General features: G+C 70.4%; 24 protein-coding genes. 12 read left to right on the top strand and 12 right to left on the bottom strand.

What is annotated here, in order from left to right; genetic code table 11:
* Positions 1–82: 82 nt before the first annotated feature.
* Both J4030_RS13630 and J4030_RS13625 read right to left on the bottom strand, forming a co-directional pair.
* Positions 83–2929, bottom strand: coding sequence for an AAA family ATPase (locus J4030_RS13630; RefSeq protein ID WP_208049774.1), 2847 nt, complete (start codon positions 2927–2929; stop codon positions 83–85).
* Between the two features lie 20 nt (positions 2930–2949).
* The gene (locus tag J4030_RS13625; RefSeq protein ID WP_208049773.1) at positions 2950–3132 is read right to left on the bottom strand and encodes a hypothetical protein; all 183 of its coding nucleotides are present in this window, start codon (positions 3130–3132) and stop codon (positions 2950–2952) included.
* A gap of 186 nt (positions 3133–3318) precedes the next feature.
* Between J4030_RS13625 and smc the strand changes: the two genes are divergently transcribed.
* Positions 3319–6933, top strand: a complete 3615-nt coding sequence (gene smc, locus J4030_RS13620; protein WP_208049772.1) for a chromosome segregation protein SMC — start codon at positions 3319–3321, stop codon at positions 6931–6933.
* An 18-nt stretch (positions 6934–6951) separates the two neighbouring features.
* Here smc and J4030_RS13615 read toward each other — a convergent pair whose 3' ends face one another.
* On the bottom strand, positions 6952–8175 hold the full coding sequence (locus J4030_RS13615; protein WP_208049771.1) for a serine hydrolase: 1224 nt from the start codon (positions 8173–8175) through the stop codon (positions 6952–6954).
* Positions 8176–8291: 116 nt separating this feature from the next.
* Here J4030_RS13615 and J4030_RS13610 point away from each other — a divergent pair, with 116 nt between their 5' ends.
* The 3 genes from J4030_RS13610 (at position 8292) to J4030_RS13600 (ending at position 12005) form a co-directional block, all read left to right on the top strand.
* Positions 8292–8522 carry a hypothetical protein gene (locus J4030_RS13610; RefSeq protein WP_208049770.1) on the top strand — a complete coding sequence of 77 codons (231 nt, stop codon included), beginning with the start codon at positions 8292–8294 and terminating at the stop codon, positions 8520–8522.
* A gap of 61 nt (positions 8523–8583) precedes the next feature.
* On the top strand, positions 8584–9825 hold the full coding sequence (gene ftsY / locus J4030_RS13605) for a signal recognition particle-docking protein FtsY (protein ID WP_208049769.1): 1242 nt from the start codon (positions 8584–8586) through the stop codon (positions 9823–9825).
* A complete protein-coding gene (locus J4030_RS13600; protein ID WP_208049768.1) occupies positions 9825–12005 on the top strand; it encodes a hypothetical protein in 2181 nt (726 codons plus the stop codon). Before ftsY ends, J4030_RS13600 begins: the two co-directional genes overlap by 1 nt.
* Before the next feature lie 18 nt (positions 12006–12023).
* On the opposite strand, the gene J4030_RS13595 is transcribed toward J4030_RS13600, so the two are convergent.
* The 8 genes from J4030_RS13595 to J4030_RS13560 form a co-directional block, all read right to left on the bottom strand.
* Positions 12024–13244 carry an O-succinylhomoserine sulfhydrylase gene (locus tag J4030_RS13595; RefSeq protein ID WP_307864696.1) on the bottom strand — a complete coding sequence of 407 codons (1221 nt, stop codon included), beginning with the start codon at positions 13242–13244 and terminating at the stop codon, positions 12024–12026.
* Between the two features lie 4 nt (positions 13245–13248).
* Entirely contained in the window at positions 13249–13674 is a 426-nt protein-coding gene (locus J4030_RS13590; RefSeq protein ID WP_208049766.1) for a rhodanese-like domain-containing protein, read from the bottom strand.
* The gene (locus J4030_RS13585; RefSeq protein WP_208049765.1) at positions 13671–13871 is read right to left on the bottom strand and encodes a DUF1737 domain-containing protein; all 201 of its coding nucleotides are present in this window, start codon (positions 13869–13871) and stop codon (positions 13671–13673) included. Before J4030_RS13585 ends, J4030_RS13590 begins: the two co-directional genes overlap by 4 nt.
* A 63-nt stretch (positions 13872–13934) precedes the next feature.
* Positions 13935–15104 carry an HNH endonuclease signature motif containing protein gene (locus J4030_RS13580; protein ID WP_208049764.1) on the bottom strand — a complete coding sequence of 390 codons (1170 nt, stop codon included), beginning with the start codon at positions 15102–15104 and terminating at the stop codon, positions 13935–13937.
* A 104-nt stretch (positions 15105–15208) separates the two neighbouring features.
* Positions 15209–15541 carry an SH3 domain-containing protein gene (locus J4030_RS13575; protein WP_208049763.1) on the bottom strand — a complete coding sequence of 111 codons (333 nt, stop codon included), beginning with the start codon at positions 15539–15541 and terminating at the stop codon, positions 15209–15211.
* 56 nt (positions 15542–15597) lie between these two features.
* A complete protein-coding gene (locus J4030_RS13570; protein WP_208049762.1) occupies positions 15598–15987 on the bottom strand; it encodes a hypothetical protein in 390 nt (129 codons plus the stop codon).
* Positions 15988–16037: 50 nt separating this feature from the next.
* A complete protein-coding gene (locus J4030_RS13565; RefSeq protein ID WP_208049761.1) occupies positions 16038–17735 on the bottom strand; it encodes an NlpC/P60 family protein in 1698 nt (565 codons plus the stop codon).
* Positions 17736–17803: 68 nt separating this feature from the next.
* Positions 17804–18571, bottom strand: a complete 768-nt coding sequence (locus J4030_RS13560; protein ID WP_208049760.1) for a hypothetical protein — start codon at positions 18569–18571, stop codon at positions 17804–17806.
* Between the two features lie 176 nt (positions 18572–18747).
* On the opposite strand from J4030_RS13560, the gene J4030_RS13555 reads away from it, so the two are divergent.
* The 5 genes from J4030_RS13555 to J4030_RS13535 all read left to right on the top strand — a co-directional run bounded on the left by J4030_RS13555 (position 18748) and on the right by J4030_RS13535 (position 23380).
* Positions 18748–19641, top strand: a complete 894-nt coding sequence (locus J4030_RS13555) for an SDR family oxidoreductase (RefSeq protein ID WP_208049759.1) — start codon at positions 18748–18750, stop codon at positions 19639–19641.
* A gap of 56 nt (positions 19642–19697) precedes the next feature.
* Positions 19698–21524: a glycoside hydrolase family 15 protein gene (locus J4030_RS13550; RefSeq protein WP_208049758.1), complete on the top strand. Its 1827-nt coding sequence runs from the start codon at positions 19698–19700 to the stop codon at positions 21522–21524.
* A 378-nt stretch (positions 21525–21902) separates the two neighbouring features.
* A complete protein-coding gene (locus J4030_RS13545; protein WP_208049757.1) occupies positions 21903–22253 on the top strand; it encodes a multidrug efflux SMR transporter in 351 nt (116 codons plus the stop codon).
* Complete coding sequence (locus J4030_RS13540; protein WP_208049756.1) at positions 22250–22570, top strand: multidrug efflux SMR transporter; 321 nt, start codon at positions 22250–22252, stop codon at positions 22568–22570. Before J4030_RS13545 ends, J4030_RS13540 begins: the two co-directional genes overlap by 4 nt.
* Before the next feature lie 54 nt (positions 22571–22624).
* The gene (locus J4030_RS13535; RefSeq protein ID WP_208049755.1) at positions 22625–23380 is read left to right on the top strand and encodes an SDR family oxidoreductase; all 756 of its coding nucleotides are present in this window, start codon (positions 22625–22627) and stop codon (positions 23378–23380) included.
* A gap of 15 nt (positions 23381–23395) precedes the next feature.
* Here the strand turns inward: J4030_RS13535 and J4030_RS13530 are convergent, their stop codons facing one another.
* Entirely contained in the window at positions 23396–23932 is a 537-nt protein-coding gene (locus J4030_RS13530; RefSeq protein WP_208049754.1) for a TetR/AcrR family transcriptional regulator, read from the bottom strand.
* 103 nt (positions 23933–24035) lie between these two features.
* Between J4030_RS13530 and J4030_RS13525 the strand changes: the two genes are divergently transcribed.
* The 3 genes from J4030_RS13525 to J4030_RS13515 all read left to right on the top strand — a co-directional run bounded on the left by J4030_RS13525 (position 24036) and on the right by J4030_RS13515 (position 26314).
* Positions 24036–24398, top strand: a complete 363-nt coding sequence (locus J4030_RS13525) for a DUF4267 domain-containing protein (protein WP_208049753.1) — start codon at positions 24036–24038, stop codon at positions 24396–24398.
* A 144-nt stretch (positions 24399–24542) separates the two neighbouring features.
* Complete coding sequence (locus J4030_RS13520; RefSeq protein WP_208049752.1) at positions 24543–25979, top strand: ammonium transporter; 1437 nt, start codon at positions 24543–24545, stop codon at positions 25977–25979.
* On the top strand, positions 25976–26314 hold the full coding sequence (locus J4030_RS13515) for a P-II family nitrogen regulator (RefSeq protein ID WP_179479744.1): 339 nt from the start codon (positions 25976–25978) through the stop codon (positions 26312–26314). Before J4030_RS13520 ends, J4030_RS13515 begins: the two co-directional genes overlap by 4 nt.
* The last annotated feature ends 82 nt before the right edge of the window (positions 26315–26396 follow it).

The raw sequence follows: 26396 nt of genomic DNA, 5'->3' as shown, positions 1-26396 counted from the left end.
GGACGCGTGTCGAGTGGTCACTTTCGGCCGATGCTTCGACTCCGGCACCGTCCACTTGTGACCACTCGGCGGACGGCGCAGGTCAACCGGGCGCACTGGTGTCGCTGAGCAGTCCCTGGGCGCTGGCTGCCATGGCCGCCTCGGTGCGGTTCGAGACGCCGAGCTTGGCGACGATGTTGGAGACGTGCACGCTCGCGGTCTTGACGCTGATGAACAGCTCTCGCGCGATCTGGCCGTTCGTGCGCCCTCGCGCCACCAGTTCGAGCACCTCGCGCTCGCGGGCGGTCAGGGTCGGGTGCGACGCGGTCGGCTCGGCGACCGAACGAACGCCGAGGTCGCGCATCGCCTGCTCCGCGGCGAGCGCCACTTCGCGCGCCTCCTTCGCGGCACCGGGACCACCCGACGCGCCCAGCGCCCGGGCCAGGTGCAGCCGCGCCCTCGCCGCCTCGAGCGGGATCTCCAGGTCATCGAACTGCCGCACGTCGGTGCGCAGCAGCGCGATCAGCTCGGCCGGCGCGGCGCCGTTGCCGCCCCACGCGAACCGCTGGACGCCCACGTGCACCCGGGTCACCCACGCCACGGACTCCGGGCCGAGGTCGTCCAGAGCCTCGGCTCGCGCGGCGACCTCGGCAGCTGCTTCAGCGAGCCGGCTCACGTCGTCCGTGTACGCCGGGTCGGCCTTCGTCGCCAGGTGTCCGATCGCGATGCCGGACAGGCGGATCCGGGCATCGATGAGCGGAGCGTTCCAGGTGGCGCGGAAGATCTCCACCAGGTCGTCGAGCGCCTGCAGCATCCGGTCCAGCTCGCCCCGTGCACCCAACACATCGATGAGCGCCGCGCCGCCGTGCACAGCCAGGAAGACGTCCTTGGACCACAACGGCTGCAGCGCGAGTGCGGACTGCAGGGCTGCGTCGTGGTCTCCGCGAGCCGCCGCCAAGGTGGCGGCCACGGCGCGGAGCTGCCCGGCGGCGTACGGCGCCTTCTGCAGCTGGGGTGCGGCCAGCCACCGCTCCGCGCGGGCCCAGTCCCCGGTCTGCACCGCCCAGTACGCCGACGCCACCCTCGCGTCCATCCCGAAGATGGCGGTCTCGTGACGGGTCTCGATCGACCGCTGCAGCGCGACCTCGAACGCCTGCAGTGCCTTCCGGTGGCGCCCCTGCCGGGTGTAGACCCGCGCGACCTGGTGCAGCGCGCGAACCTCCGGGTCGTACTCCGCGGCACGCCGAGCGGACTCGGCGACGTCCTGAAGCTGCCCGAGCGCGGCGGCGCTCTCTCCCCGGATGTCGAAGATCCGCGCGCTGGTCGTGTCGACGTCGAGCAGGACGGCCGGCAGGTCCAGGTCGCGGGCCAGGCGACGGCCCGTCGCGAGCTCGGCCAGGGCGTCGTCGAAATCGTCGGTGAAGAAGAGCCACCTCCCGAGCAGCGCATGAAGTTGTGCGGCGCGCGCCGTGGGCCCCTCCGGCTCCAGCAGTCGCAGGGCGTGCCGCAGCTCGACGGTCGGGTCCAGCGGGTCACCGGTGCCGATGGCGGCGGTGACGAGCCCGATGACGAGGTCGGCGTAGTCGTGTGCCGCGAGGCCGGTCACCGTGAGCGCCTCACGGGCGGTCTGTGCCGCCCGGTAGGGGTCGCCCGCAGCGAGCAGGGCTGCCGAGGTGCGCGCGGCGACCTGCGCGAGCGAGATCGGGGGAGTGACGTCCGGGTGCTGGGCGAGGATCGCCAACGCGTCCTCGTACAGTCGCGCCGCGTCCGCTGGGCCGACGGCACGCATCGCCTCGTCGCCCGCCCGGACCGCCGCTTGCGCGGCGACCTCGTGCTGCCCCGCGGCGCGGGCGTGGTGGGCAAGGTCCGCGGCCGCCCCCAGTTCATCCGCGGAGGCCAGCGCGTCGACGTACGCCGAGTGCCACCGGACCCGCTCACCCGGCAGCAGGTCGTCGTACACCGCCTCGGCGAGCAGGGCGTGCCGGAACGTGTAGCTGTCGGTGCCTCGCGCCTCCAGGAGGTTGTGGTCGACCAGGGACGTCAGGGCGACCTCCAGCCCGGCCGCAGAGAGCGGCACGACAGCGGCCAGTCGCGCGTGACCGACGGACCGGCCGGCGGCCGACACCGCCCGGACGACCGTGCGCGCGTCGTCGGACAGCGCGTCGACGCGCACCAGCAGCAGGTCGGCGAGATCCTCCGGCACGCCTGTGCCGTTCGTGCGGTCGACCGCGAGCAACTCCTCGACGAAGAACGGGTTGCCGCCCGACTGGGCCAGCACCATGTCGACCTGATCGGTCGTGATCGACGGGCGCAGGCTGGTGGCGAGGTGGTGGATGTCGTCGTCCCGCAGCGGTTCGAGCACCAACCGCTCGACGCCGGGCAGTCGGGTCCACTCGCCCAGGATCCGGCGCAGCGGATGGCGCCGGTGCAGGTCGTCGGCGCGGTACGACGCGACCAACCGCACCGGCCCCTCGAACTGGCGGGTGAACAGGACGGTCAGCAGGTCGCGGGTCGACCGGTCCGCCCAGTGCAGGTCCTCCACGATCACGGTGATGGGCGCGTGCGCCGCGAGGCTCTCCAGACCGGCGTGCACCGCGTCGTACAGCGCGGCGGGTCCGGCGTCGCCCCGCACAGGGGCCGAGGTCGCGACGTCGTACCCCGACAACAGCGACCCGAGCAGGGGTCTGCGGCCGACCAGCTCGTCGACCGTCTCGGGTTCGGACTGGGCGAGGCGGCCCCACATCTCCGACCACGGCAGGTACGGCGCGCTGCTCTCGCCGAGGTCGAGGCAGTGACCCACCAGGACCCGGTCGGAGGTCGCGGCCGCCAGCTCGCGCAGGAGCCGGGTCTTGCCGACGCCCGCGTCGCCGCCGAGCAGCGTGATGCCGGGCGCCGCGAGCAGTTCGTGCAACTCACGGTCCCGGCCCACGAAGGGTCCGACGGTGGCCATGCCGTCATTGTGCTGTGCGCTCACGCGTGCCGGGCGGACCCTCGCACGACCGGCTCGGTGTCGGAGTCCAACAGGCCGAGCAGCGCGTGGAACGCGCGCTTCCAGGCCTCGGAAGTACGCCGTGCGGCGGCGTACTCCCGAGTGATGCGCTCGCGGTGCTCCAGGTCGACGGTGCGGGCGAAGTCGGCGGTGATGGGGTTCATGGCGGATTCCTGACGGTTGCCGGAGGACTGACAACCTCGAGACTGCTCATCTGAGGTAGCGCGCCACATCGGGCGATTGCCTTATCTCCTGCGCCGGATGTCTTAGGACCGTCGGTAGAGTCGGCGGCACGGTTTCGCCCGCCATGTCCCCGCCATGTCCCGCAATACGCAGGAGTCCCTCGCCCCGTGTTCGTCAAGAGCCTCACCCTGAAGGGCTTCAAGTCCTTCGCCTCGGCGACCTCGATGCGCCTGGAGCCCGGCATCACCTGCATCGTCGGGCCCAACGGATCCGGCAAGTCCAACGTCGTGGACGCGCTCGCGTGGGTGATGGGCGAGCAGGGTGCCAAGAGCCTGCGCGGCGGCAAGATGGAGGACGTCATCTTCGCCGGTACGCCGGGGCGTCCCGCCCTCGGTCGCGCGGAGGTCACGCTCACCATCGACAACACCGACGGCGCGCTCCCGATCGACTACACCGAGGTGACGATCAGCCGCACGATGTTCCGCAGCGGCGGGTCGGAGTACGCGATCAACGGCACCAACTGCCGGTTGCTCGACGTGCAGGAGCTGCTCTCCGACTCGGGCATCGGCCGAGAGATGCACGTCATCGTCGGCCAGGGGCAGCTCGATGCCGTCCTGCGGGCCACTCCCGAGGAGCGCCGCGGCTTCATCGAGGAGGCCGCCGGGGTCCTGAAGCACCGCAAGCGCAAGGAACGCGCGCTGCGCAAGCTGGAGACCATGGAGGCCAACCTGCACCGGGTCGGCGACCTCACCACCGAGATCCGGCGCCAGTTGGGACCGCTCGGCCGGCAGGCGGAGACCGCACGCCGGGCAGCCACGATCCAGGCCGACGTCCGCGACGCCCGGCTGCGGCTGCTGGCCGACGACCTGGTGCAGCTGACCAGCGCGCTGGAGCAGGACATCGCCGACGAGGAGGCCATGCTCGCCCGCCAGCGACGCGCCCAGGCCGCGCTCGACAGCGGCGAGGCCCGACTCGCCGAGGTCGAGGAACAGGCCCGCGCCGCAGCGCCGGCTCTCAGCACGGCGCAGGAGCAGTGGTTCGGTCTGTCGTCGCTGGCCGAGCGGATCCGGGCGACGGAGACGCTTGCGGCGCAACGGGTCCGGCTGCTGGCCGAGGCCGAGGAGCACGAGCAGGGCAGCACCGGGCGCGACCCGGAGCAGCTGCGCGCCCAGGCCGCCAAGGAGCGGGCCCGACACGAGGACCTGCTCGCACAGGCGAATGCGGCGAACGAGGCACTCGAGGCCGCCGTCGCCCGCCGGGAGGCCGCCGAGAGATCACACCAGGACGAGCAGCAACGCGTGGCCCGGCTGCTGCGCGCCGCCGCGGACCGCCGCGAGGGTCTGGCCAAACTCGAGGGCCAGGTGGCCGCTCGGCGCAGCCGGATCGAGGCGGCGCAGGCGGAGATCGGCCGGCTGGAGGCCGGTGCCGAGGAGATCGAACTGCGGGCGGCGCGGGCCGAGCGGGAGTTCGCCGCGCTGGAGTCCGGACTCGCCGAGGACGAAGAGGGCGAGCAGGGCCTGGACGCCCAGCACGAGCGCGCCGAGGCCGAGCTCGCACAGGCGCAGGCCGCGCTCGACAAGGCGACGCAGGACGAGCGAACTGCCGAGCAGGAGCGCTCCGGGCTGCATTCGCGCCTGGAGGCCCTCGAACTCGGGCTGCGGCGGGGCGACGGCGCCGCGCACCTGCTCTCGTGGGGTGAGCAGCACGGCGTACGCGGCTCCGTCGCCTCGATGGTGCAGGTCGAGGCAGGCCGGGAGGCCGCCGTTGCGGCCGCGCTCGGCTGGGCCGCGGACGCGGTGGTCGTGGCCGACCACGAGCAGGCGGCCTCCGCACTGCGGGAGTTGCGCGAGGCGGACGCCGGTCGTGCCGGGATCCTGGTGGCGCACCAGACCGACCGGCAGGGCCGCGCCGTCCAGGGCGGATCCGACACCGTGTGGGCAGCCGACGTCGTCTCGGCACCGGACGAACTGCGCCCGGTCGTCGAACAGCTCCTGGCAGGGGTGCTGCTGGTCGAGGACCCTGCGGCAGCTGCCGCCGTGGTGGCCCGTGACTCCAAGGTCACCGCCGTCACCCGCGACGGCGACGTCTTCGCCGCCGACTTCGTACGCGGTGGCTCGGCGGCCGCGCCCAGCACCCTGGAGATCCAGGCCGCGGTCGACGACACGAAGGAGCGGATGTCGCAGGCCGCATCTCGCGGCGAGCGGGCGCGGTTCGCCGCGCAGGAGGCGCGCGCCCAGGTCGCGCAGCTGAGCGAGCAGGTCGACGCGGCGCTGGAGCGGCTGGGAGAGTCCGATGCCCGGATGGCGGCCGTCGCCGAGCAGCTGGGGCAGCTCGGGCAGACGCTCCGCTCGGCACGCAGCGAGCGCGAGCGCGGCGAACGATCGCTCACCGCGGCGCGAGAGTCGTTGGGCAGCAACGAGACCGAGCTGCAGGAGCTGGAGGAGCGGCTCGAGGCCGCGCATGCCGACCCGGGCGCCGAGGAGCCGGACACCGACGACCAGCCCCGGCTCGCCGCCGAGGCCGCCGCCGCGCGATCGGCGGAGACCGAGCACCGCCTCACGCTGCGCAGCCGGCAGGAACAGGCCCGCGCTCTGGAGGGCCGGGCCGACGCCCTGGAGGCCACCGCACGCTCGGAGGTCGAGGCCCGCCGCAAGGCGCAGGAGCGTCGCGAGCGCCGCCGGCACGAGGCGTTGGTCGCCGCCCAGGTGCGCGACGACGCCGAACGCCTGGCGCAGCGCACCGTCGAGGCACTCGCGGTGGCCCAGGTCCGGCGCGACGACGCCCAGCAGCGGCGTACGACGCTCGAGGAGGCCGTCCGTGGGGCGCGCGACGTCGTCACGGCCGCTGCGCAGGAGGTGCGCGAGCTGACCGACTCCGTGCACCGCGACGAACTGGCCCGCGCCGAGCAGCGGCTCAAGGTCGAGGCCATGCAGACCCGCGCGGTCGAGGAGCACGGCATCGCGCCCGAGGCACTGGTGGAGGAGTTCGGCCCCCACCTGCTGATCCCGCACGTGCCGGGCCCCGAGGACGCACCCGACGACGCGCCCGAGCCCGTCGCGTTCGTGCGCGATGAGCAGGAGAAGCGACTGCGGTCCGCCGAGCGCAAGCTCTCCCAGCTCGGTCGGGTCAACCCGCTGGCGTTGGAGGAGTTCGCGGCGTTGGAGGAGCGGCACACCTTCCTCACCACCCAGCTGGACGATCTGTCCCGGTCCAAGAAGGATCTGCTCGACATCGTCCGCGAGGTCGACGAGCGTGTGGAGCGAGTCTTCGCCGAGGCGTTCGCCGACACGGCGCGCGAATTCGAGGGCGTCTTCGATCGGCTCTTCCCCGGCGGCGAGGGGCGACTCACGCTGACCGAGCCGGGCGACATGCTCACCACCGGCATCGAGGTCGAGGCCAGACCGCCTGGCAAGAAGATCAAGCGGCTGTCGCTGCTGTCCGGTGGCGAGCGGTCGCTGGTCGCGGTCGCGCTGCTGGTCGCCATCTTCAAGGCGCGGCCGAGCCCGTTCTACATCATGGACGAGGTCGAGGCCGCGCTGGACGACGCCAACCTGGGCCGCCTGATCACGCTCTTCCAGGACCTGCGCGACTCCAGCCAGCTGATCGTCATCACCCACCAGAAGCGCACCATGGAGGTCGCCGACGCGCTCTACGGCGTGTCGATGCGCGGCGACGGCATCACCACGGTGGTCTCGCAACGGCTGCGCGACGTCGCGCCGGAGGCGATGGGCGGCCCGGCTCCTGCGCGAGAGACCGACGAGGAGTTGGCGCCCGCGCGCTGACGCGAGGGCGCAGCGCGCTCAGTCGACCAGCGCGGCGTACACCAGCTGGCGCAGCTCCGTGCGCAACGGGTAGCCGTTCGAAGGCATCTGCTGGGTCATGAACACGGTCGTGAGGTCCTCGGCGGGGTCGACCCAGAAGACGGTCGACGCCATCCCGCCCCAGCCGTACTCGCCCGGCGAGGTCGGGTATCCGGCCGCCGTCGGGTCCAGCATCACACTGAACCCGAGGCCGAAACCGACTCCGTTGAAAGGCGTCTCGGCATAGAGGGGGACCCCGAAGGAGCCGAGGTCGGCGCCGCCCGGCAGGTGGTTCATGGCCATGAAGTCCACGGTCCTGTTGCCGAGCAACCGGACGCCGTCGAGCACACCGCGCCCGAGCAGCATCTGGGCGAACCGGGTGTAGTCGGCCATGCTCGAGACCAGCCCGCCACCGCCGGAGAGGTACGTCGGCGGCTTCAGCGCCGCCGCACCGAGCGCGTCCAGCGGGGTCGGTGCGCTGCCGCCGACGCCGTGGTAGAGCGTCGCGAGCCGCTCGGTGTCCACAGCGTGGAACGCGGTCTCGTCCATCGCGAGGGGCTCGAAGATCTCGGTGCGGAAGAACTCGTCCAGCGACATGCCGGACACGACCTCCACCACCCGTCCCAGCACGTCGGTGGCGACCGAGTAGTTCCAGCTCGTGCCCGGGTCGAACCGCAGCGGCAGCGCCGCCATCGCATCCGTCGCCTCGGCCAGATCCATGCCCGGGGGCACACCGATGTCGAATCCCGCTGTGCGCATGGCCTCGTCGGTCGGGTGCACGCGCAGGAAGCCGTAGGTCAAACCGGCGGTGTGGGTGAACAGGTGCCGCACCCGCATCGGACCGGCGGCGGGCCGCGTGACCGCCGCGGCAGCCTGACCGCCGACGTAGACCCGCTGCTCGGCGTACGCCGGGAGGTAGGTCGCGACCGGATCGTCCAACCGCAGCAGCCCCCGCTCGACCAGCATCATCGCGGCCACGGAGGTGACCGGCTTGGTCATGGAGTAGATCCGGTAGAGCGTGTCCGCCGTCGTGGGGGAGCCGCTCGCGATGTCGCGCATCCCGCCGTACGAGGAGTAGGCCACCTCGCCGTGCCGCACGACCTGTACGTGGTAGCAGGGCAGATGGCCACGGTCGACGTACCCCTGTAGATGCTCGTCGAGGCGTTGCAGCCGACTCGCGTCGAATCCGGCGGCGGCGGACCTGTCGTGATCTTGGACACCCATGGGCACATGGTGGCATCCGCCGACCGAGCATCCCGGCCCGGGCACCCGTTTGAACTCCCGGTGAATTCGCGTGTCGATGATAGGGATCTCACAGCTGGGAGCCGCAGAATGAGCCCATGTTGTGGCTCGTGGGTGCCTTGTTCCTCTGCCTCGTCCTGGCCGGCGTCGTCGTCGGCCTTGTCGCCGTACCCGCTCGCCGCGAAGGTCGTCAGGTGCTGACCGAACGGGGCGAGCAGATGTTCACCTCGGTCACCGAGCGCGGTCGTGACAAGCGCGCCAAGACCGACGACCCGACCCCCGAGGAGCACTCGGGTAACGACGCACCGCCGGCGCGCAGCGCCTCCTGAGACCGACCCGCCCGGCGGCGGGTGGTGCTGAGCACCCCTTCGCGTTTGCGAGGATGGGGCGGTGGACAGTCTCTGGGAGATCCTCACCGTCATCACCGTCGTCGTGCTGGGCGGGCTCGGCCTGCTGGTCGCCTTCGTGCGGGGCAGTACAACGCGCCGCCGCACCGTGGCGCCGCCCGCGCCACCGCGCGAGGAGAAGGTCCGCGGCGCCAATACCTACCAGGCGGGCAGCACCGCCCGGATCGACACCAGCAAGACCGCTGAACCACCCGCACCTCCGGCGACTCCGCGGCGTGAGCCCGAGCCCGAGCCGGTCGTCGTACCGCCGCCGGTCGAGCCCGAACCGGTCGCACCCGCCGAGATCGCCATCGAGCGCCCGGAGTCGGCGCGCAACCGGATGGGGCGGCTGCGCTCGCGCCTCGCGGCCTCCAACAACGCGATGGGCAAGGGCCTGCTCGGCCTGCTGGCCGGCGGTCAGCTCGACGACGCGGTCTGGGAGGAGGTCGAGGACACCCTGCTGGGCGCCGACCTGGGTGTCGAGGCCACCACCGAGCTCGTCGACGCGCTCAAGCGGCGAGTGCAGGTCGAGGGCAACGCGACTGCGGAGCAGCTCGAGGCGTGGCTCCACGAGGAACTGCTGAAGCTGGTCGACCCGTCGATGGATCGCCGGATCGCGGCCACCCGGGTGGGTGACCGGCCGGCCTGTGTGATGGTCGTGGGCGTCAACGGCACGGGCAAGACCACGTCGGTGGGCAAGCTCGCTCGGGTGCTCGTCGCGGAGGACAAGGACGTCGTTCTCGGCGCGGCCGACACCTTCCGTGCGGCGGCCGCCGACCAGTTGCAGACCTGGGGCGAGCGCGTCGGCGTACCCACCGTGCGCTCGGACCGGGAGGGCGCCGACCCCGCGGCCGTGGCCTTCGACGCGGTCAAGGACGCCGCCGACGTCGAGGCGGACGTGGTGATTATCGACACCGCCGGGCGGCTGCACAACAAGGTCGGTCTGATGGACGAGCTCACCAAGGTCAAGCGCGTCATCGAGAAGCAGAGCGCGATCGACGAGTGCTTGTTGGTGCTCGACGCGACGACCGGGCAGAACGGGCTGCGTCAGGCCGAGGTCTTCTCACAGGCGGTCGACATCACCGGCGTCGTCCTCACCAAGCTGGACGGCACGGCGAAGGGCGGGATCGTCGTGCTGATCCAGCGGCAACTGGGTGTGCCGGTGAAGCTGGTGGGTCTCGGCGAGGGCCCGGACGACCTGGCGCCGTTCGACCCGGTGGCATTCGTGGACGCCATCCTCGACTGATGCCGCAGGTGGACCTGCGCAGCGTCGCAGGTCAGTTCGGGCCCAGTTTCGACCCGGTGCTGGGGGCTGCCCGATCGTTCTGGTGCACTCGCACGAGCGGGCGCGCGGAGGGTGTCGACGCACCGCACATCCTGGTCGAACTGCTGACCCAGGACATCCGGGTCAGCCTGCGGTCGCTCAGCGTCGCCGGCTCCCTGTCGGTCGCGACGGGCGCCCGGATCGTGGCCGTCGTCGGATCGGAACCGCAGTGGGAAGCGCGGGTGTGGACCGGGTACGACGCGGCCACGTTGCGTGACCTGGCCCTGGCGTACGGCGCCGTCGACGTCGTCGATCTGCGCCGGGTGCTGCCACAGGTCATCCACGGTCGTGACCGGCTCGACGTGGACGGCGCGCAGGTGCCCTTGGCCGACGCGCCCGCTCTCGACCGTGCGCACCTCGCCCAGATCCTCGACGCCACCGGCGCCCGCATCCGGGGCGTGCCGAGGATGACCGACACGATGCGCGCCGACGAGGCGCACGCCCGTCTCACCGACTACAGCACCGCGGGCACCCGGATCTGGGAGGCCCTGATCGCGCACACCGCGCCGATCGCCTTCGTCACCAGTCACGTCGACTACGCGCAATGGGCGCCGGCATCGATCGCCGCCGGGCGGTCCGGCGTGCCGACCGTGCACGTGCAGAGCACCGGCGGGCTCAAGGCGTACTGGGGGATCGACCCGGCGGACCGCGAGGACGGCTACCGGCAGGAGTTGACCCGCAGCCTCGGCGCGTTCTTCGAGGACGAGCTGTGGTCGCGGCGCGAATCGCTGCGCCCGGCCGCCGAGCTGGTGGCGTGGCGGGCGCGGCGCAACCTCGGAGCACCGTCGTGGTGGCGTTCGGACGGCGAGGACGACGAAGTCGCCTACCTGACCGCCGGAGAGCGGCTCGCGGTGCGGCAGTGGGCGGCGGACCGGCTGGGACTGCCCGCCGGACGGCCGGTCGTGGTGGTCTTCAACCACGCGGTCAGCGACGCGTTGGGCGGCAACAAGGAGATCTTCGACAGCCTTGCGGACTGGTTCGAGCAGACCGCCGACTTCGCCGCCGCCCACCCGGAGGTCACCTGGCTGTTGCTCGACCACCCCAAGCAGCACCTGTACGACACCACGGGCTTCTTCGAAGGCGTGGCCGAGCGGCTCGGGCATCACGCTCATCTGCGCTTCGCGCCGTCGTCGACTCTCACCAAGAACGAGCTGTGGAGCCTGGCCGACCTGGTGGTGACCGTGCGCGGGAGCGTCAGCAGCGAGTTCCCGGCGTACGGCATCCCCGCCGTGCAGGCCGGCTGGACGGAGTGGAGCCACTGCGGGTTCACGATGCGGGCCGACGACCGGGCGCAGTACTGGCAGGTGCTGGCGGACGCGGCGGCGGCGCTGGTCCGCGGTGACGACCTGATCACCGACGACCAGGTCGAACGCGCTCGGTTGTGGATGTGGTTCTACCGCAGCGGATCCGACGTGAGCACCGGGCTCGTGCCGCACTGGGAGCAGGGCATCGGGGAGCGGCTGCACCGGCAGCTCACCATCGCGATGAACTGCGTCGAAGGGGATGCCGACGCGCTCTTCACCACGGTCGCGCGCTGGTGGTCCCATCCGCGACCGGCGTTGCTGCGTGCGTCCATCGACGACGTCGCCGCGAGCATGCGGACGGTAGCCCGTCGTCCGGACTACCGGTTGCTGACCTCGTTCGACGAACCGCCGGAGAGCCTGGCCGACGGCGAACGCATCGAGACCGACTCGGACCCGCGCTTGGCGCTGCTCACGGGCTGGCGCCGGAGTGCCGGGATGGTCGCCCGGGCGGGCAAGAGCAACGCGACGCTCGGCGTGCGCCTGTCGCCGTCCGGCGGTTCGAGGACGCTCACGTTCACCGCGCGCATCGATGCCACGTCGGAGCAGTGGTGGTCCCCGGAGCATCCCGCCGAGTACGGCGGGAGCACCCGCACGCTGCTCCTCTGCGTCGGTGGCCGGCCGCGCGGACGGTTCACCCTGCGTCCGGACACGCCCGCCGACGAGGCCGTGGTGCGGTTGGCGCCCTCGGACATCGGACCGAGCGGGCTGGTGGTGCTGGACATCGCAGCCGACCCGGCGAGCGTCCTGCCCGATCCGCTGCTCGGGGTGCGGATCGACCTCATCCAGGTGGACGCCTGACGGTCCGCGCAGGACGAGTCAGGCGCGCAGGGCCTGCGCGAGATCGTCACGCAGGTCGTCCATGTGCTCCAGCCCCACCGAGAGTCGGATCGTCGCCTCGCCGATGCCCACCGCGGCTCGCCCGTCGGGTCCGAGCTTGCGGTGAGTGGTGGTCGCCGGGTGGGTGACCATCGACTTCGCATCGCCCAGGTTGTTGGAGATGTCGATGATCGCCAGCTCGTCCAGCAGCGCGAACGCCGCCGCCTTCGCGGCAGCCGGGTCGTTCCCGGTCGCAAGATCGAAGGTGACGATGGTGCCGCCGCCGTCCTGCTGACGCCGGGCCAGGTCGTACTGTGGGTGTGAGGGCAGGAACGGGTAGCGCACCGATGCCACCTGCGGTTGATCCTGTAGCCACTGCGCCAGGTCGGCCGCGGCCGCGCTCGCCGCCCGCACGCGCAGGTCGAGCGTCTCCAGACCCTTGAGCAGCACCCAGGCGTTGAACGGCGACATGCTGGGACCGGTGTTGCGGATCATCGTCTGGACCGGGCCGTCGATGTAGTCGGTGCTGCCGAGGATCGCCCCGCCCAGCACCCGGCCCTGCCCGTCGATGTGCTTGGTCGCCGAGTAGACCACCACATCCACGCCCATCGGGATCGGCCGCTGTAGCACGGGGGTGGCGAAGACGTTGTCGACGATGACGGTCGCACCGGCTGCGTGCGCGAGCTCGCAGACCGCGGCGATGTCGATGATGTCAAGCATCGGGTTGGTGGGCGTCTCGAAGAAGACCACGTCCGCAGGAGTGGCCAGGGCCTGCTCCCACTGCGCGAGGTCGTGGCCGTCGACGTAGTCGGTGCGGACGCCCCACTTGGCGAGGATCTCCTCGAAGATGACGACCGTGGAGCCGAAGAGGGCCCGCGCGGAGACGATTCGCGAACCCTGCTTCACCAGCGCGGCCAGCGACGTGAACACGGCCGACATGCCGGTCGCCGTCGCGTAGCAGGCGGGCGCACCCTCGATCAGGCGCAGCCGCTCCTCGAAGGTGGACACCGTGGGGTTTCCGTAGCGGCTGTAGATGAACCGGTCCAGGTCACCGGCGAACGCCGCCTCGGCATCGGCCGCCCGGTCGTAGACGTAGCCCTGGGTGAGGAAGAGCGCCTCGGAGGTCTCGTCGAAGCCGGTGCGTTCCTGGCCGCCGCGGACCGCGTACGTCGCGGGCCGCAGCCCATCGGGAAGTGCCGACTTCGGTCGTGGGTCGCTCACCGGATCAGGACTGCTTCCAGGGCAGTCCGGCCGCGCGCCACCCTCCGCCACCGCGGTGCCCGGCATCGTCCAGGCCGCCCTCGAAGCCGTCGAGCACGTTGTACGCCGGCCCGAGACCGGCCGCGGTCGCGGCCTTGGCGGCGCCGATCGAGCGCTGCCCGCTGCGGCAGAGGAAGACCACCGGTCGGCCGTCGCCGGCAGCGAGGCCGGCCTCGCGCACGTCGTCCACGAAGTGCGGGTTCGAGGCGCCGTCGGGGAAGCTGACCCATTCGACGAACTCGGTCTCGCGCCCGAGGTCGGCGATGTCGGGGACACCGACATACGCCCACTCGGCGCCCGTGCGCACGTCCACCAGCACCGCGTCCTCGTGTGCCGCGAGCAGCTCCCACGCCTGCTGGGGCGTGAGGTCGCCGGCGTACCCCTCGCTCATGCCTGCTGAGCCGACCCGCTCGCAGGCGTCGGGAGGACGACGGCCTGCCCGGTGACGACCCGCGTGCCGTCGTAGGTGAGCGACGGGGACCCGTGGAGCACGTATCCCTCGTCGAGAGCGGTGCTGACCCGCTCGCAGAAGGCGCGGTCGTCGGTGCCGGTGATGAACCTGTAACGCAGGCGGGTTGTCTCGCTCATGGATCCATCATCACCCACCTGTTGCGCGGTCTGCCGCCCGTGGTCGCCCAGCGGACACGGGTCTCACTGCCTGCGGTGGAAGCGGATTTGGTCCAGGTGCAGGATCTCGTTGGTGGGTCCGGTGTAGCGCGGTGGTGGCGCAGTGTCGGGTGGGGGAGGTGCGGCGAGGGGTTCGATGGGGTGGCCGTGGCGGGTGGCGAAGCGGAAGCGTCCGGGGCTGCTGGTGTCCGGGTGGATGGTGTAGTCGCCGGTGTGGTGGCGGTCGTGGTGGTGGGGGCACAGGCTGATCAGGTTGGTCATGTCGGTGGGTCCGCCGTCGGCCCAATGAGTCACGTGGTGGCACTCGAGGTGGTGGATGGTGAGGCAGCCGGGGTAGGCGCAACCCCGGTCGCGGTCTTCGATCAGGCGGCGGGTGCGGCGGGGCACGATGCGCTGGGCACGTCCCACATTCACCGGTGATCCGTCGGTTTCCCAGACGGGTTGCAGCACCCCATCGCAGGTCCACTTCCTGAGTAGATGACGGGGCAGCGCGCCGCGTTTGGTGAGCCAGCCGTGTCCGGTGGTGTCCAGGTGCAGGTAGATCCGGAACTTCTCGGCCCGCCCTGCGAGGGTGTCGGTCCCTGCGTCCAGGGAGCGAACGGCGAGTTGTTCCATCGCGTCGGCCATCCGCACCCGCCGCGCTGATGGCTCGTCGGGTGTTGAGGTACTGGAGGTGGCGAGGAAGAGGGCGTCTGTGGCTTCGGTGAGGGCTTGTTGGACTAGGGCGCCGATGTCGGCGGGTGCGGTGTAGGTCAGGTGGAACCGGTCGTGGTCGAACCACATCGCCAGTTCCGCGGGTTGCGCGGCGACACAGAACGCGTCCGGCGGCTGCGGTGGCGAGTCGGCGGGGTCGGGGGTGTCGGGCTGACCCAACGAGAGCCGCCCGGTGTGCACCTCCCGTTGAAGGGCGGGGAGTTCGGTGCTGCGGGTGGCAATGCGGACCAGGTCCCGTGCGGTGGCGGGGGAGACCCCGGCGAAGCAGGTCAGCCAGTGTTCGGGGGACCGGATCCCGCTGATCGCCCACGAACCGTCGCGTACGAGAGTGGTGACCAGGTCGATCAGGTCGGCGTGCGCGGCGTTCAACCGGCCACAGATCACCCCGACCTCGGCCAACGGATCCGTACGCGAATCACGAGCAGAAACAGCGCTGTCCGCGCTGTCAGCGACAGCTGCGAGGCCCCGTGTCGAACTCATGTACCCATACAACCACCCACCACCGACAGTGATGAGAGCCAAGAGAAGGGACCGTGCCGGTGGCACGGCCCCTTCCCTGGTTTGCGAGGCCTAGGCGGGGTGGCTCACGGGTGTGCGAGGTACTCGCTGGCCACCCACCCGGTGATCTTCGTCGAGCCGTTGTACCCGTAGCCGTAGACCCAGTAGTGACCGCCTCCGGAGCGACCCGAGGAGCTGCAGTAGTGGAAGCGGGTGCCGCGCTTCACCTGTCCGACGGTGCCCGAGCTCGTGCTCGGGCTGGTGTGCACCTTCAGCCAGTTCGCGGTCTGCACGGCGCCGTAGCTGTCGATCGAGCAGCTGTAACTCGCCGTTGCGGCGTGCGCCTGGGCGATCGGGACCGACAGCGGCAGTGCGGCCAGCGCGCCGGACGCGAGGACGAGGGTGAGTGCCTTCTTCATCTGATGCTCCTTGAGGTGAGGTGTGGTGCGACGGCGGGTGAGGTGACGGGGCCACCTCACGGCCCGTACGGTCCGAGCTCGATGGAGTTGATCGGGGTGAGGTTGACGTTGTTCCAGGACGCGCCCTTGGCGTGCGAATCGCCCCAGTTGCCCAGGCCGGTGTTGCAGCCCTTGCCGTTGTATCCGGTGCAGAACGCCAGGCCGGCGTTGTACTGGTTGTTCAGCACGTAGTGGTAGCCGACCTGGTTGCTGAGGTTGTCGGTGCCGTAGTGGTAGTACCGCAGGGACGGGTGGTCGCCGTTCCAGCCGGCGTTCTGGGGATAGATGCACACGTAGCCGTACGCGCAGCCGTGCACGGTGCTGCCCGCGGCGTGGGCGGGGGCGACGCCGGTGAGACCCAGCGCGCCAAGGCCCAGTGCCGAGACTGCTGCGATGCGTTTGTACATGAGCCGTTCTCCGATCTGTGAGGGGTGTGCGGGGTGGTGAAGGGGTGGAATCACCACATCCGGACGGCGCCCCAGAAGGTGTCGCCGGTGGTGACGCTGGTGATTCCGTCGTGGTCGCCGGACTGGTAAGCGTTCATCTGCTTGCCGTTGCCCATGTAGATCGCGACGTGCTCGCCGGCGTTCTGGCCGTACCAGAGGATGTCGCCGGGCTTGAGCTGCGACAGGTAGTTGTCGACCTGGCCCGAGCCGCCGTGGCTGGCAGCGTTGATGACGGCCTTGTGCGGGAGGGCGAGCGCCTTGGACCACTGGCCCCACGTGTAGCCGTCGAGCGCGTCCACCCCGGTGGCCTGGTAGTAGGCCCATCGCACGAGGCCGGAGCAGTCGAACCCGTCGACGTTGCAGTCGTTCGGAGCGCCGTTGCCCGGGTCGCACGACCCGTAGGTCGGGCCGGGCGTCGAGCCGTGGCCGCCGTTCCAGGCGTAGATGCTGTATTTGTACATCGAGTCGCTCGTGACGGTGACCCGGCAGGCCTGCTGCATCATCTTCAGCGTCAGAGCGGGGAGCCCGGTGTACGCCGTGCCGCAGGCACTGCCGTTGGTGTTGCCGCCGCCGTTGCTCGGTGGGGAGGGCGGCGTCGGGTTGGTCGAGCCGCTGCCGCACGAGGGCAGGTTCACCCAGTAGTTCTGCGAACCGGTGAAGTAGACGGCCGGCACGTATCCGGTGGCGCCGTGGTCGTCGCCGATCGTCTTGGCCCAACTGGAGGAGCTGTAGCCGCCGACGGTGGCCGTGCCGCCGTTCACCCGGCAGTAGAACCAGTTGGCCGAACCGCCGGTGTGCAGGTGGTCCACCACACCGGAGGAGGTGGACGTCGAGCCGTAGAGCGGAACCCCGCCGGACGGCAGCCAGACCGGGCAGTAGTACACGGTCCCGCCCGAGGGGTTGTGACCGAGCGTGCAGCTGTCGTCCGAGGGCGGCGGCGCCGGCGTCGAGCACGCCGGCATCCCCGCCCAGTAGTTCTGCGAACCGGTGAAGTAGACGGCCGGCACGTAGCCCGTGGCGCCGTGATCGTCGCCGATGGTCTTGGCCCAGTCGGAGGAGGTGTACCCGCCGACCGTGATGGAAGAGCCCTTCTGCTCGCAGTAGAACCAGTTGCCGGTGCCCGCGGTCGTCAGGTGGTCCACGACCCCCGAACCGGACGAGGTCGACGCGTAGACCGGCGCACCGCCGGACGGTGTCCAGATGCCGCAGTACGACACCGTCGTCCCCGATTTGTTCGTGCCGGAGTGGCAGGAGCTTCCCGACGAGCCGCCACCGCCCGAGCAGGACGGCAGCCCGGCCCAGTAGTTCTCGCTGCCGCTGAAGTAGACCGCGGGTACATAGCCGATGGCGCCGTTGTCATCGCCGACCGAGCGGGCCCAGCTCGTGGACGTGTAGCCCGACGCCGAGGCGGTGCCCCCGGAGGTCGAGCAGTAGAACCAGTTCGCCGTCCCACCGCTGTGCAGGTGGTCGATGACCGAGGAGCCCTGGGAGGTGCTCGAGTAGACGGGGATCCCGCCCGAGGGCACCCAGACCCCGCAGTAATAAACGCTCTGACCCGATGCGTTGTGCCCGGCGGTGCAGCCGTCGGCCGCGTGCGCGGGGGTGGTCCATCCGAGGGACAGCGTCGCGACCGACGCGAAGAGCAGTCCGAGGAGGACGGTGATGATCCTGGGTCGGAGGACCCGGGGGTGGAGCCGCGTACCTGTCATGGTGTGCCGCCTTCGCAGTCCCGGTTGCTGGTGGGGAGGAGCGCGGGCAGCACATCAGCAGCGGTCGGCTACCCGATGGACGCGTCGGACATTTCCGGACGTTTCCATTGCAGGAGGCCGGGGAGCGGGGTGTTGCACTGGGCGTTCGCGACGGCGTTGGCCGGCACCCATCCCCACCCGCCGTCGGAGTCGTAGGCGATGTCGGCCTGGGTGTAGAGCCACATGTGCGAGAGCGGCGCGTGCGTGGTGCCGGGATTCGGGCCGCCGCCGGCCTGGCCGAGGAACCAGTTGTTGCCCGCGTGCAGGAACCCGGTCCGGCGCGATCCGGCGTTCGGCTCGGTATACGTGTGACTTCCCGCCCACGTCGTGCAGACGCAGGCGTGGACGACGATGGGCCCGTTCGCGCCATCGCCGCCGGGCCGGTCGGGCAATGGGACGGGCCCGGTGTGCAGCCCCCGCGCCCGCCGGCTGCGGACCCGCGCGTTCTCGGTCGGTAGCTGCAGCTCGGCGTCGACCCGGATGCGGCGGGTGAGGGCGCCGTCGAAGAGGCGGTCCAGCGCGAGCGCCCACTCGCGGGCCTCGGACGGGGTCGCTCCGAGGGCCAGCACGAGAGTGTCCAGGCGATCCGCCGGCGGCAGCGAGGTGCCGGCCAGATAGCCGTGCAGCGATGACCGGGGAATTCCGGTCGCGCGGACCAGGCTGTCCAGGCCGATGCGCTGCCGAGATGCCCCTGCCGCCGCCCGCCGGCGGAGGTGGTCCAGTTCGAAAACGAAGTCCGCTTGGTTGCAGATCGATTCCGGCCGCGGTGTCGTGGCGCGCGTGGCGTGTTCCGTCACTAAAAACCCCCGAGAATCCAGTGATGTGTCCCCGTGCAGATCGTCGGAGAATGTACGCCGGTGACCTTGAGACCGCGAGGTTCCGCGCCCGACCATCTCGCAATGCGGTACCGGGTCGGCTCGACCAGCCCCCGGGAGGTGAGTGCGGCGTACCGCCGTTCTCCATACTCGGATGTATGGCTGACCAATACACCCTGACGGATCCCACGACCATGTACGCCGACATCGAGACGGCAGCGCAATCCCAGGAAGGCCCTGGGCTCGACGCGAAGCTGGACGACCCGGCCGACCTGGGCGAGGAGACCTACCGAGGTAGCAAGCGGTTGCAGGACCGCAAGGCCCTGGTCACCGGTGGCGACTCCGGGATCGGCGCGGCCACCGTGATCGCGTTCGCCCGCGAGGGCGCGGATGTGGTCATCTCCTATCTGCCCGAGGAGGAGGAGGATGCCCAGCGCATCAAGGGCCTGGTCGAGCAGGCCGGCCGGAAGGCGGTGCTCGCCCCGGGCGACCTGACCGATGAGAGCTACTGCACCTCGCTCGTGGAGACGACGGTCCGGGAGCTGGGCGGCATCGACATCGTGGTCTCCAACGGCGGCCGCCAGCAGCACGTCGAGGACATCGCCGATCTCACCACGGAGCAGTTCGACGACACCTTCAAGACGAACGTCTACGCGCTCTTCTGGATCGCGAAGGCGGCGCTGCCGCACCTGACGCCGGGTTCGGTGATCATCGGCACCTCGTCCATCCAGGCCTACCAGCCGTCTCCGAACCTGCTGGAGTACGCCACCACCAAGGCCGCCATCAACACGTTCTGCAAGGGTCTGGCCCAACAGGTCGCTTCCAAGGGCATCCGCGTGAACGTGGTCGCGCCGGGTCCGGTGTGGACGCCGTTGCAGACCGCGGGGGGTCAGCCGCCGGAGGAGTTGCCGGAGTTCGGGCAGTCCACCCCGCTCGGCCGCCCCGGACAGCCGGCCGACCTCGCGCCGGCGTTCGTTTATCTGGCCTCCGCCGAGTCCAGCTTCGTGTCGGGCGAAACCCTCCATGTCAACGGTGGTATGCCTACGCCGTGACGGGTTGCGAATGGGCCAACAGTTCTGCGCAACCGGCGTGGCACGGGGGCGATCCCGTGTCCGGCCCGCTCGACGGCCGCGACGATGCGGGGTACGCCGACCTGCGCGACTACGCCTCGATCGGCGACGGCCGCACCATCGCCCTCATCGCCCGCGACGGATGCGTCGACTGGTTGCCGCTGCCCAACCTCGACTCGGTGCCCCCGTTCGCCGCCCTGCTCGACGCGGCGAACGGTGGTCGCATCGCGCTGGCCCCGGTGGACGAGGCGAGCGTCGAACGGCGCTACGTGCCGGGCACCAACGTGCTCGAGACGACCTACACCACCGAGAGCGGCCGGGTCCGGGTGACCGATTCGCTCAACACCGGGCTGGCCGGTCGACTGCCCTGGTGCGAGCTGGGTCGCCGGATCGACGGTCTCGAGGGCGACGTGCTCCTGCGTGCCCGTGTCGAGCCCGGCACCTGTCTGAACACCGCGTCGCCCTGGGTCTACGACTCGGTGCACGGCAAGGTGCTGCGACTCGACGGACTCACGATGGCGGTGCGCACGCTGCACGAGGAGTCGGTCGAGGTGACCACCCGCTCGATCGCGGTGGACTACCGCACGAGCCCCGGCTCGCGTCATCTGCTGGGTCTGACGAGCACGGCGAGCGAACCCCTCTACCTGCCGACGCCGGAGGCGATCGACGAGGGGATCGACCGCACCGTCGCCAACTGGCGTGCCTGGAGCGACGCCTTCGGGTGGGACGGCCCGTGGCCGCAGGAGGTGCAGCGCAGCGCGTTGCTGCTCAAGCAGCTGATCTTCGCCCCGACCGGCGCCCTCGCGGCCGCTGCGACGACGTCGTTGCCGGAGTCCCTCACGAAGGACAAGAACTGGGACTACCGCTACTCCTGGGTGCGCGACACGGCGTTCTCGCTGACCGCGCTCTTCCGTTTCGGCGTGCGCGAGGAGACCCACGGCGCCATCAGCTGGATGCTGCGGATCCTGCGGGAGCAGGGATCTCAACCGCAGGTGCTGCAGCGCCTGGACGGTACCCAGCGACCGGACGAGCTGCACACGTACGACGTGCCCGGATGGCGTGGGGTCGGCCCGGTGCGGTCCGGCAACCAGGCCGACGGTCAGCTGCAGCTCGGGATCTACGGCGACATCTTCAACATCGTGCAGCTCTACGTGGACCACGGCAACGTGCTGGACGAGGCCACCGGTCGGTTGCTCACCACGGTCGCGGACCTGGCGTGCGACCAGTGGCGCAGCCGCGACTCCGGGATGTGGGAGCTCCCGGAGGAACAGCACTACACGACCTCCAAGCTCGGCTGCTGGCAGGCGCTGAAGCACGCGGTGCATCTGGCCGAGATCGGTCAGATCCCCGGCAGCGTGGACCGCTGGCGCCACGAGGCGAACGCGATCGCGGAGTGGGTCTCCGAGCACTGCTGGAACGAGGAGCTCGGCGCGTACGAGTGGTACCCGGGCAGCGGCGTGCTCGACGCGTCGATCCTGCTGCACGCGATCAGCGGCTTCGACCGCGGTGAGCGGATGTCCCGCACCCTCGACGCCCTGGGGGCCCAGCTGAGCGACGGGCCCTACCTCTACCGGTACTCCGGTGCCGACCAGGAAGAGCTCACCTTCACGGCGTGCTCGTTCTGGCGGGTCTCCGCACTGGCTCTCGTGGGACGGCTCGAGGAGGCGCGCAACCTGATGGACGAGTTGGTGCGCGGCCTGAACGACGTCGGCCTGCTCTCGGAGATGATCGACGCCCGCACCGGGGCGTTCGGCGGCAACCTCCCCCAGGCGTTGTCCCACCTGGCGCTGATGAATGCGGCCATCACGGTGCACAGCGAGGAACAGCACCGGGCTCAGGCACCTCTCGCCGACGGCGACGGCTGAATCCTGCGCGACGACGTGCGGTGCGGGTTCCCTCCCTAGGGGCGGTGTGGTCGACCGGCTTCCCTGGCATCGTTGATGTTTACGAGGACGGTGCCGCGACAGCGGCGCCGAGCAGTGGCCGGCCGGCCGTGAGCGGGGCCGCCGCAGCACTCGACAACGTGCGAGGAGTCGTAGGGGCATGGGTCTGGCTGAGGACATTCTGGTGATCATCGGGGTCATATCGCTCATGGGCGGGTTGCCGTTCGCGATGGAGCGGCTGGATCAGGCGATGGACCAGACGTCCGCGACGTCGGGCCGGCCACATTGGTGGCGTCACCGCCCCTAGTGCGGCACCAATGCGGCCAGCCGAGGCGACGGCGTCGCGGCTACCGTTCGGGCATGCGTCTCGACTCGTGGCCGTCCGGGCTGCTGCTCACCCTGGCCATCGCGCTCGAAGTGGCAGGCACGCTGTGCCTGCGTGCCTCCGACGGTTTCACCCGTCCCGCTCCCGCGCTCGGCGTGCTGCTGGGCTACGGCATCTCACTGGTCTTCTTCGCTCGAGCGATCACCGGGGGGATCGGGCTGGGGGTGGCGTACGGCACGCTGACCGGCTGTGGGCTGGCTGCTGCGGCGCTGCTGAGTGCGTTGGTCTTCCACGAGCCGCTCACCCTGGTGCAGGTGCTCGGCCTCGTCGTACTGGCCGCCGGCGTCTTCGCGCTCATCCGTCGTCGCCCTCCCGTGATTCCGTGATCGCCTGGCTCTACCTGGCAGGCGGCGTGGTCGCTCAGGTCGGCGGCATCACCTCGCTGCGCCTGTCCGGGGGGATGCGGCGGGCGGTTCCCACCGCTTCGACGTTCCTCGGCATCGGGGTCTCCGTCGTGTTCGTATCCAGGGCCCTGGATGCCGGGCTCTCGCTGGCCGTGGGGTACGGGGTGTGGACCGGTGCGGGCATCGCCTCCACCGCGGTCGTGGGGGCCGTCGCCTTCGGCGACCGTCTGGACCGTACGCAGCTCGTGGGGCTGGCGCTCGTGCTCATCGGTTCGCTCGTCCTGCAAGTGGGCGGTTAATGGGACGGTGGGCCTGCTGGTGCAGCAACGACATCCCTTGAGGAGGAGGTGCCCGTGACGGTGGCGTTGGAGCAAGGCGTGGTGGCCGTCGTGACCGGCGGTGCCCGCGGCATCGGGCTGGCGGTCGCGCAGAGGCTGCTCGGCAACGGTGTGAAGGTCGCATGCCTGGACCGACCGGATGCGGACTACAGCGCCGTGCAGTCGGCCGCGTCGTCGTACGGCGTCGAGTGCGCGATCCTGCGGGCGGACGTGCGCGATCAGACCGCCGTACGACAGGTGGTCCTCACGGCGACCGAGATCGGGCCCGTCAGGTACGCCGTGAACTGTGCCGGTATTGACGGGCTCGCTCCCTCCGACCAGGTCACCGGCGCCGAGTGGAAACGCGTGGTCGATGTCGACCTCGACGGCGTCTTCTTCGCGTGCCAGGCCGAGCACGAGGCGATGCGCGGTGCTGGCGGCTCCATCGTGAACATCGCGTCGATGTCGGGTCACATCGTCAACCGCGGGGTCGATCCGCACGTCGCGTACGGCGCTGCCAAGGCCGGGGTCATCCACCTGTCGAAAGGTCTCGGCGTGGAGTGGGCGCGTGAGGGTGTCCGCGTGAATTCGGTCAGCCCCGGCTACGTCCACACCGAGCTGACCGCCCACAACGCACCCGAGGTGAACGCGACGTTCGCGCGGCAGACGCCGATGGGGCGGATGGCGCAGGTAGACGAGATCGCCGATCCGGTGCTGTTCCTCCTCGGTACGGGAGCGGCCTTCATCACTGCCACCGACCTACGCGTCGACGGCGGCTTCACCGCCTGGTGACCGCGGCGCGGGCGATCAGTCGGCGGTCAGCGCCCAGTGGGCGCATTCCAATCGAGCCTGCGCGCGTGATGCCGGGAGCCGCCCGCTGACCAGGAGGGTGGCCAACCCGTGCAGGGTCGCCCAGGCCACCTCCGCCCGGGTGTCGTCAGGGCCGGGAAACGCGATCTGGATCGCCGCGAAGGCCCGGTGCAGTGGCGCGGGGCCGTCACCGACCCCGAACGGCAGTCCCGTGGGCATCGAGAACATGGCCTCGTAGACATGGGGCCGGGTGGTCGCGAAATCGAGGTAGGCCTGCATACGCGCCATGGGCTCGGAGTCGACCGCTTCCAATCTCGTTGCCATCTCGTCGAACCCACCGACCGCCACCGCGTCGAGGAGGGCCTGACGACCCGCGGGGAAGGCGGAGTACAGAACCGGTTGCGTGACGCCGATCTCTGTCGCGATCCGGCGCATCGTGACGGCCGCCCAGCCCTCGGACTCCGCGATATCGCGGGCGGCGCGGGTGAGTTGACCACGACGCACGTCGAGGTCCGGGGCAGACCGAGGGGGCATGGAACAACGGTAACAGCTGTTATCTAACGATGGTAGACAACCTAGCGTAAACCCTCTACTCTCGTTATATAACATTGATAGTTAATCTCTTGGAGGAATTCCCATGACCGTCGTAGCTCTGATCGTCGCCGTCGTCGGCTGCATCTTCATCCTGTTCATCGGCGCCCGTTTCCTCATGGCGCCGCGCGTTGCCATGGCCGGATTCGGTGTCCCGCAGGACAGTGTCCGCGCACTCACCAGCATCAAGGGCGTCCGCGACATCACCTCGGGGGTGGTGCCCCTCGTGGTCCTCACCGCGGCCGGCCACCACGCCTTCGGATGGGCGTTGGTCGCCGCGGCCCTCACGCCGATCGGGGACGCCGTCATCGTGATCACCAACGGCGGGACCCTGCGTCACGCCGTGAGCGTCCACGCGGTCACGGCTCTGGTACTCGTCATCGCCGGACTCGTCCTCGCTCTCGCGTAGCCGAACCCACCTCCCGTCGGGCGATCTCAACGGTTGAGACAAGCGTCTCGCGCAACGGTTCCTTAACACCGCGCATCGACTTGCAACATGGCCGTAACACGTTGTGCGGCTGGGCGAAACGCCGTTCGCGGACAGTGATCGCCCATGACGACCCTTTCAACACTCGCGACGGCCGATACGCCGTTCACCGACAGCGGGAACACCGCGTGGGTGCTGGCTGCGGCCGCCCTCGTGCTGTTCATGACCCCAGGACTGGCGTTCTTCTACGGCGGCATGGTCCGCACCAAGAGCGTCCTCAACATGATGATGATGAGCTTCATCAGCATGGGCACGGTTGGCACCGTGTGGGTTCTCTGGGGCTACAGCGAGGCCTTCGGACCCGACCTCGGCGACAAGGGCCTGCTCGGCAATCCCTTCAAGGAGTTCGGCCTGCACGGCGTCCTCTCTGCCATCTACGGCTACACGCCGGCGAGCGGAGGCACACCGGCGGCCGGCGGCATCCCGGGCAGCGCGTTCGTGGCGTTCCAGGTGGTCTTCGCGATCATCGCGGTGGCCCTGATCTCCGGCGCCATCGCCGACCGCGCCAAGTTCACGACCTGGACGGTCTTCACCGTGCTGTGGGCCACGCTGGTCTACTTCCCGGCCGCTCACTGGGTGTTCGCGTTCAGCGGGTACGCCGCCAAGACCGGTGGCTGGATCGCCAACGGCGGAGGTTTCCTGCACGGTCACGGCGCGTACGACTTCGCCGGCGGCACCGCGATCCACATCAACGCCGGCGCAGCAGGCCTCGCGCTCGCCCTGGTGCTGGGGAAGCGGATCGGCTTCGGCAAGGACCCCATGCGTCCGCACAACCTCACGCTCGTGATGCTCGGCGCGGGCATCCTGTGGTTCGGCTGGTTCGGATTCAACGCCGGGTCCGCTCTCGCCGCCGGCACCCAGGCCGCCGGCGTCTGGGTCAACACGCTCGCCGCGACCTGCACGGCGATGCTCGGCTGGCTGATCGTGGAGAAGCTGCGCGACGGCCACTTCACCTCCCTGGGTGCCGCCTCCGGCGTGGTCGCCGGACTGGTCGCCATCACCCCGGCCTGCGCCACGGTCACCCCGATCGGTGCCCTGATCGTCGGACTCGCCGCCGGTTCGATCTGCGCCTTCGCCGTGGGTCTGAAGTTCAAGCTCGGCTTCGACGACAGCCTCGACGTCGTGGGCGTGCACCTGGTCGGCGGTCTGGTGGGCACCCTGCTGATCGGCCTGCTCGCCAGCGTCAACAGCCCGACCGGTCTTGCGGGACTGAAGATGCAGGAGGGTCTCTTCTACGGCGGCGGGTTCCTGCAGCTGGGTGTCCAGGCCGCCGCGGCGTTCACCGTGATGATCTTCTCGTTCGTGGTCACCTACATCATCGGGTTCGCCCTGGAGAAGACCATGGGCTTCCGGTTGCACGAGGATGACGAGGACGCGGGCATCGACTCCGCCGAGCACGCCGAGACCGGATACGACCTCGGCAACCTGTTCAGCGGCCGGATGGGCGCTCACGGCTCCCTGCAGGACGCCCGCCACCATGACGAAGAGGAAGTGAAGGCATGAAGCTGGTCACCGCCATCATCAAGCCGTTCAAGCTGGACGAGGTCAAGGAGGCCCTGGAGGCCTACGGCATCGCCGGTATGACGGTCAGCGAGTCCAGCGGGTACGGGCGTCAGCGCGGGCACAGCGAGGTCTACCGCGGCGCGGAGTACACCGTCGACTTCGTGCCGAAGGTGCGGGTCGAGGTCATCGTGGAGGACATGGACGCGGGCAGCGTCGTCGACGTGATCGTGAAGGCGGCGCAGACCGGCCGGATCGGTGACGGCAAGGTGTGGACCGTGCCGGTCGAGGACGTGGTCCGGGTGCGCACCGGTGAGAAGGGCGCCACGGCGCTCTAGACCTGCAGCCGGCAGCAGCATCACGCACGAGGTGGCCGACGTCCCGTCCGCTGACGGGACGTCGGCCACCGTCCGTGTCCGG

The sequence above is a fragment of the Allobranchiibius sp. CTAmp26 genome (assembly GCF_017565405.1).
GTDB lineage: Bacteria > Actinomycetota > Actinomycetes > Actinomycetales > Dermatophilaceae > Allobranchiibius.
The sequence above is the reverse complement of the archived record's forward strand: the minus strand, read 5'-3'. Positions and strand labels throughout refer to the sequence as shown.

What these genes read in the sequence shown, in the direction of transcription:
- J4030_RS13545 (WP_208049757.1), top strand. Translation starts at nt 21,903, where the DNA reads ATGCGTCTCGACTCGTGGCCGTCCGGGCTGCTGCTCACCCTGGCCATC.
- J4030_RS13575 (WP_208049763.1), bottom strand. Translation starts at nt 15,541, where the DNA reads ATGAAGAAGGCACTCACCCTCGTCCTCGCGTCCGGCGCGCTGGCCGCA.
- J4030_RS13630 (WP_208049774.1), bottom strand. Translation starts at nt 2,929, where the DNA reads ATGGCCACCGTCGGACCCTTCGTGGGCCGGGACCGTGAGTTGCACGAA.
- J4030_RS13525 (WP_208049753.1), top strand. Translation starts at nt 24,036, where the DNA reads ATGACCGTCGTAGCTCTGATCGTCGCCGTCGTCGGCTGCATCTTCATC.
- J4030_RS13580 (WP_208049764.1), bottom strand. Translation starts at nt 15,104, where the DNA reads ATGAGTTCGACACGGGGCCTCGCAGCTGTCGCTGACAGCGCGGACAGC.
- J4030_RS13570 (WP_208049762.1), bottom strand. Translation starts at nt 15,987, where the DNA reads ATGTACAAACGCATCGCAGCAGTCTCGGCACTGGGCCTTGGCGCGCTG.
- J4030_RS13615 (WP_208049771.1), bottom strand. Translation starts at nt 8,175, where the DNA reads ATGGGTGTCCAAGATCACGACAGGTCCGCCGCCGCCGGATTCGACGCG.
- J4030_RS13565 (WP_208049761.1), bottom strand. Translation starts at nt 17,735, where the DNA reads ATGACAGGTACGCGGCTCCACCCCCGGGTCCTCCGACCCAGGATCATC.
- J4030_RS13520 (WP_208049752.1), top strand. Translation starts at nt 24,543, where the DNA reads ATGACGACCCTTTCAACACTCGCGACGGCCGATACGCCGTTCACCGAC.
- J4030_RS13590 (WP_208049766.1), bottom strand. Translation starts at nt 13,674, where the DNA reads ATGAGCGAGGGGTACGCCGGCGACCTCACGCCCCAGCAGGCGTGGGAG.
- J4030_RS13530 (WP_208049754.1), bottom strand. Translation starts at nt 23,932, where the DNA reads ATGCCCCCTCGGTCTGCCCCGGACCTCGACGTGCGTCGTGGTCAACTC.
- J4030_RS13585 (WP_208049765.1), bottom strand. Translation starts at nt 13,871, where the DNA reads ATGAGCGAGACAACCCGCCTGCGTTACAGGTTCATCACCGGCACCGAC.
- J4030_RS13610 (WP_208049770.1), top strand. Translation starts at nt 8,292, where the DNA reads ATGTTGTGGCTCGTGGGTGCCTTGTTCCTCTGCCTCGTCCTGGCCGGC.
- J4030_RS13555 (WP_208049759.1), top strand. Translation starts at nt 18,748, where the DNA reads ATGGCTGACCAATACACCCTGACGGATCCCACGACCATGTACGCCGAC.
- J4030_RS13625 (WP_208049773.1), bottom strand. Translation starts at nt 3,132, where the DNA reads ATGAACCCCATCACCGCCGACTTCGCCCGCACCGTCGACCTGGAGCAC.
- J4030_RS13515 (WP_179479744.1), top strand. Translation starts at nt 25,976, where the DNA reads ATGAAGCTGGTCACCGCCATCATCAAGCCGTTCAAGCTGGACGAGGTC.
- J4030_RS13600 (WP_208049768.1), top strand. Translation starts at nt 9,825, where the DNA reads ATGCCGCAGGTGGACCTGCGCAGCGTCGCAGGTCAGTTCGGGCCCAGT.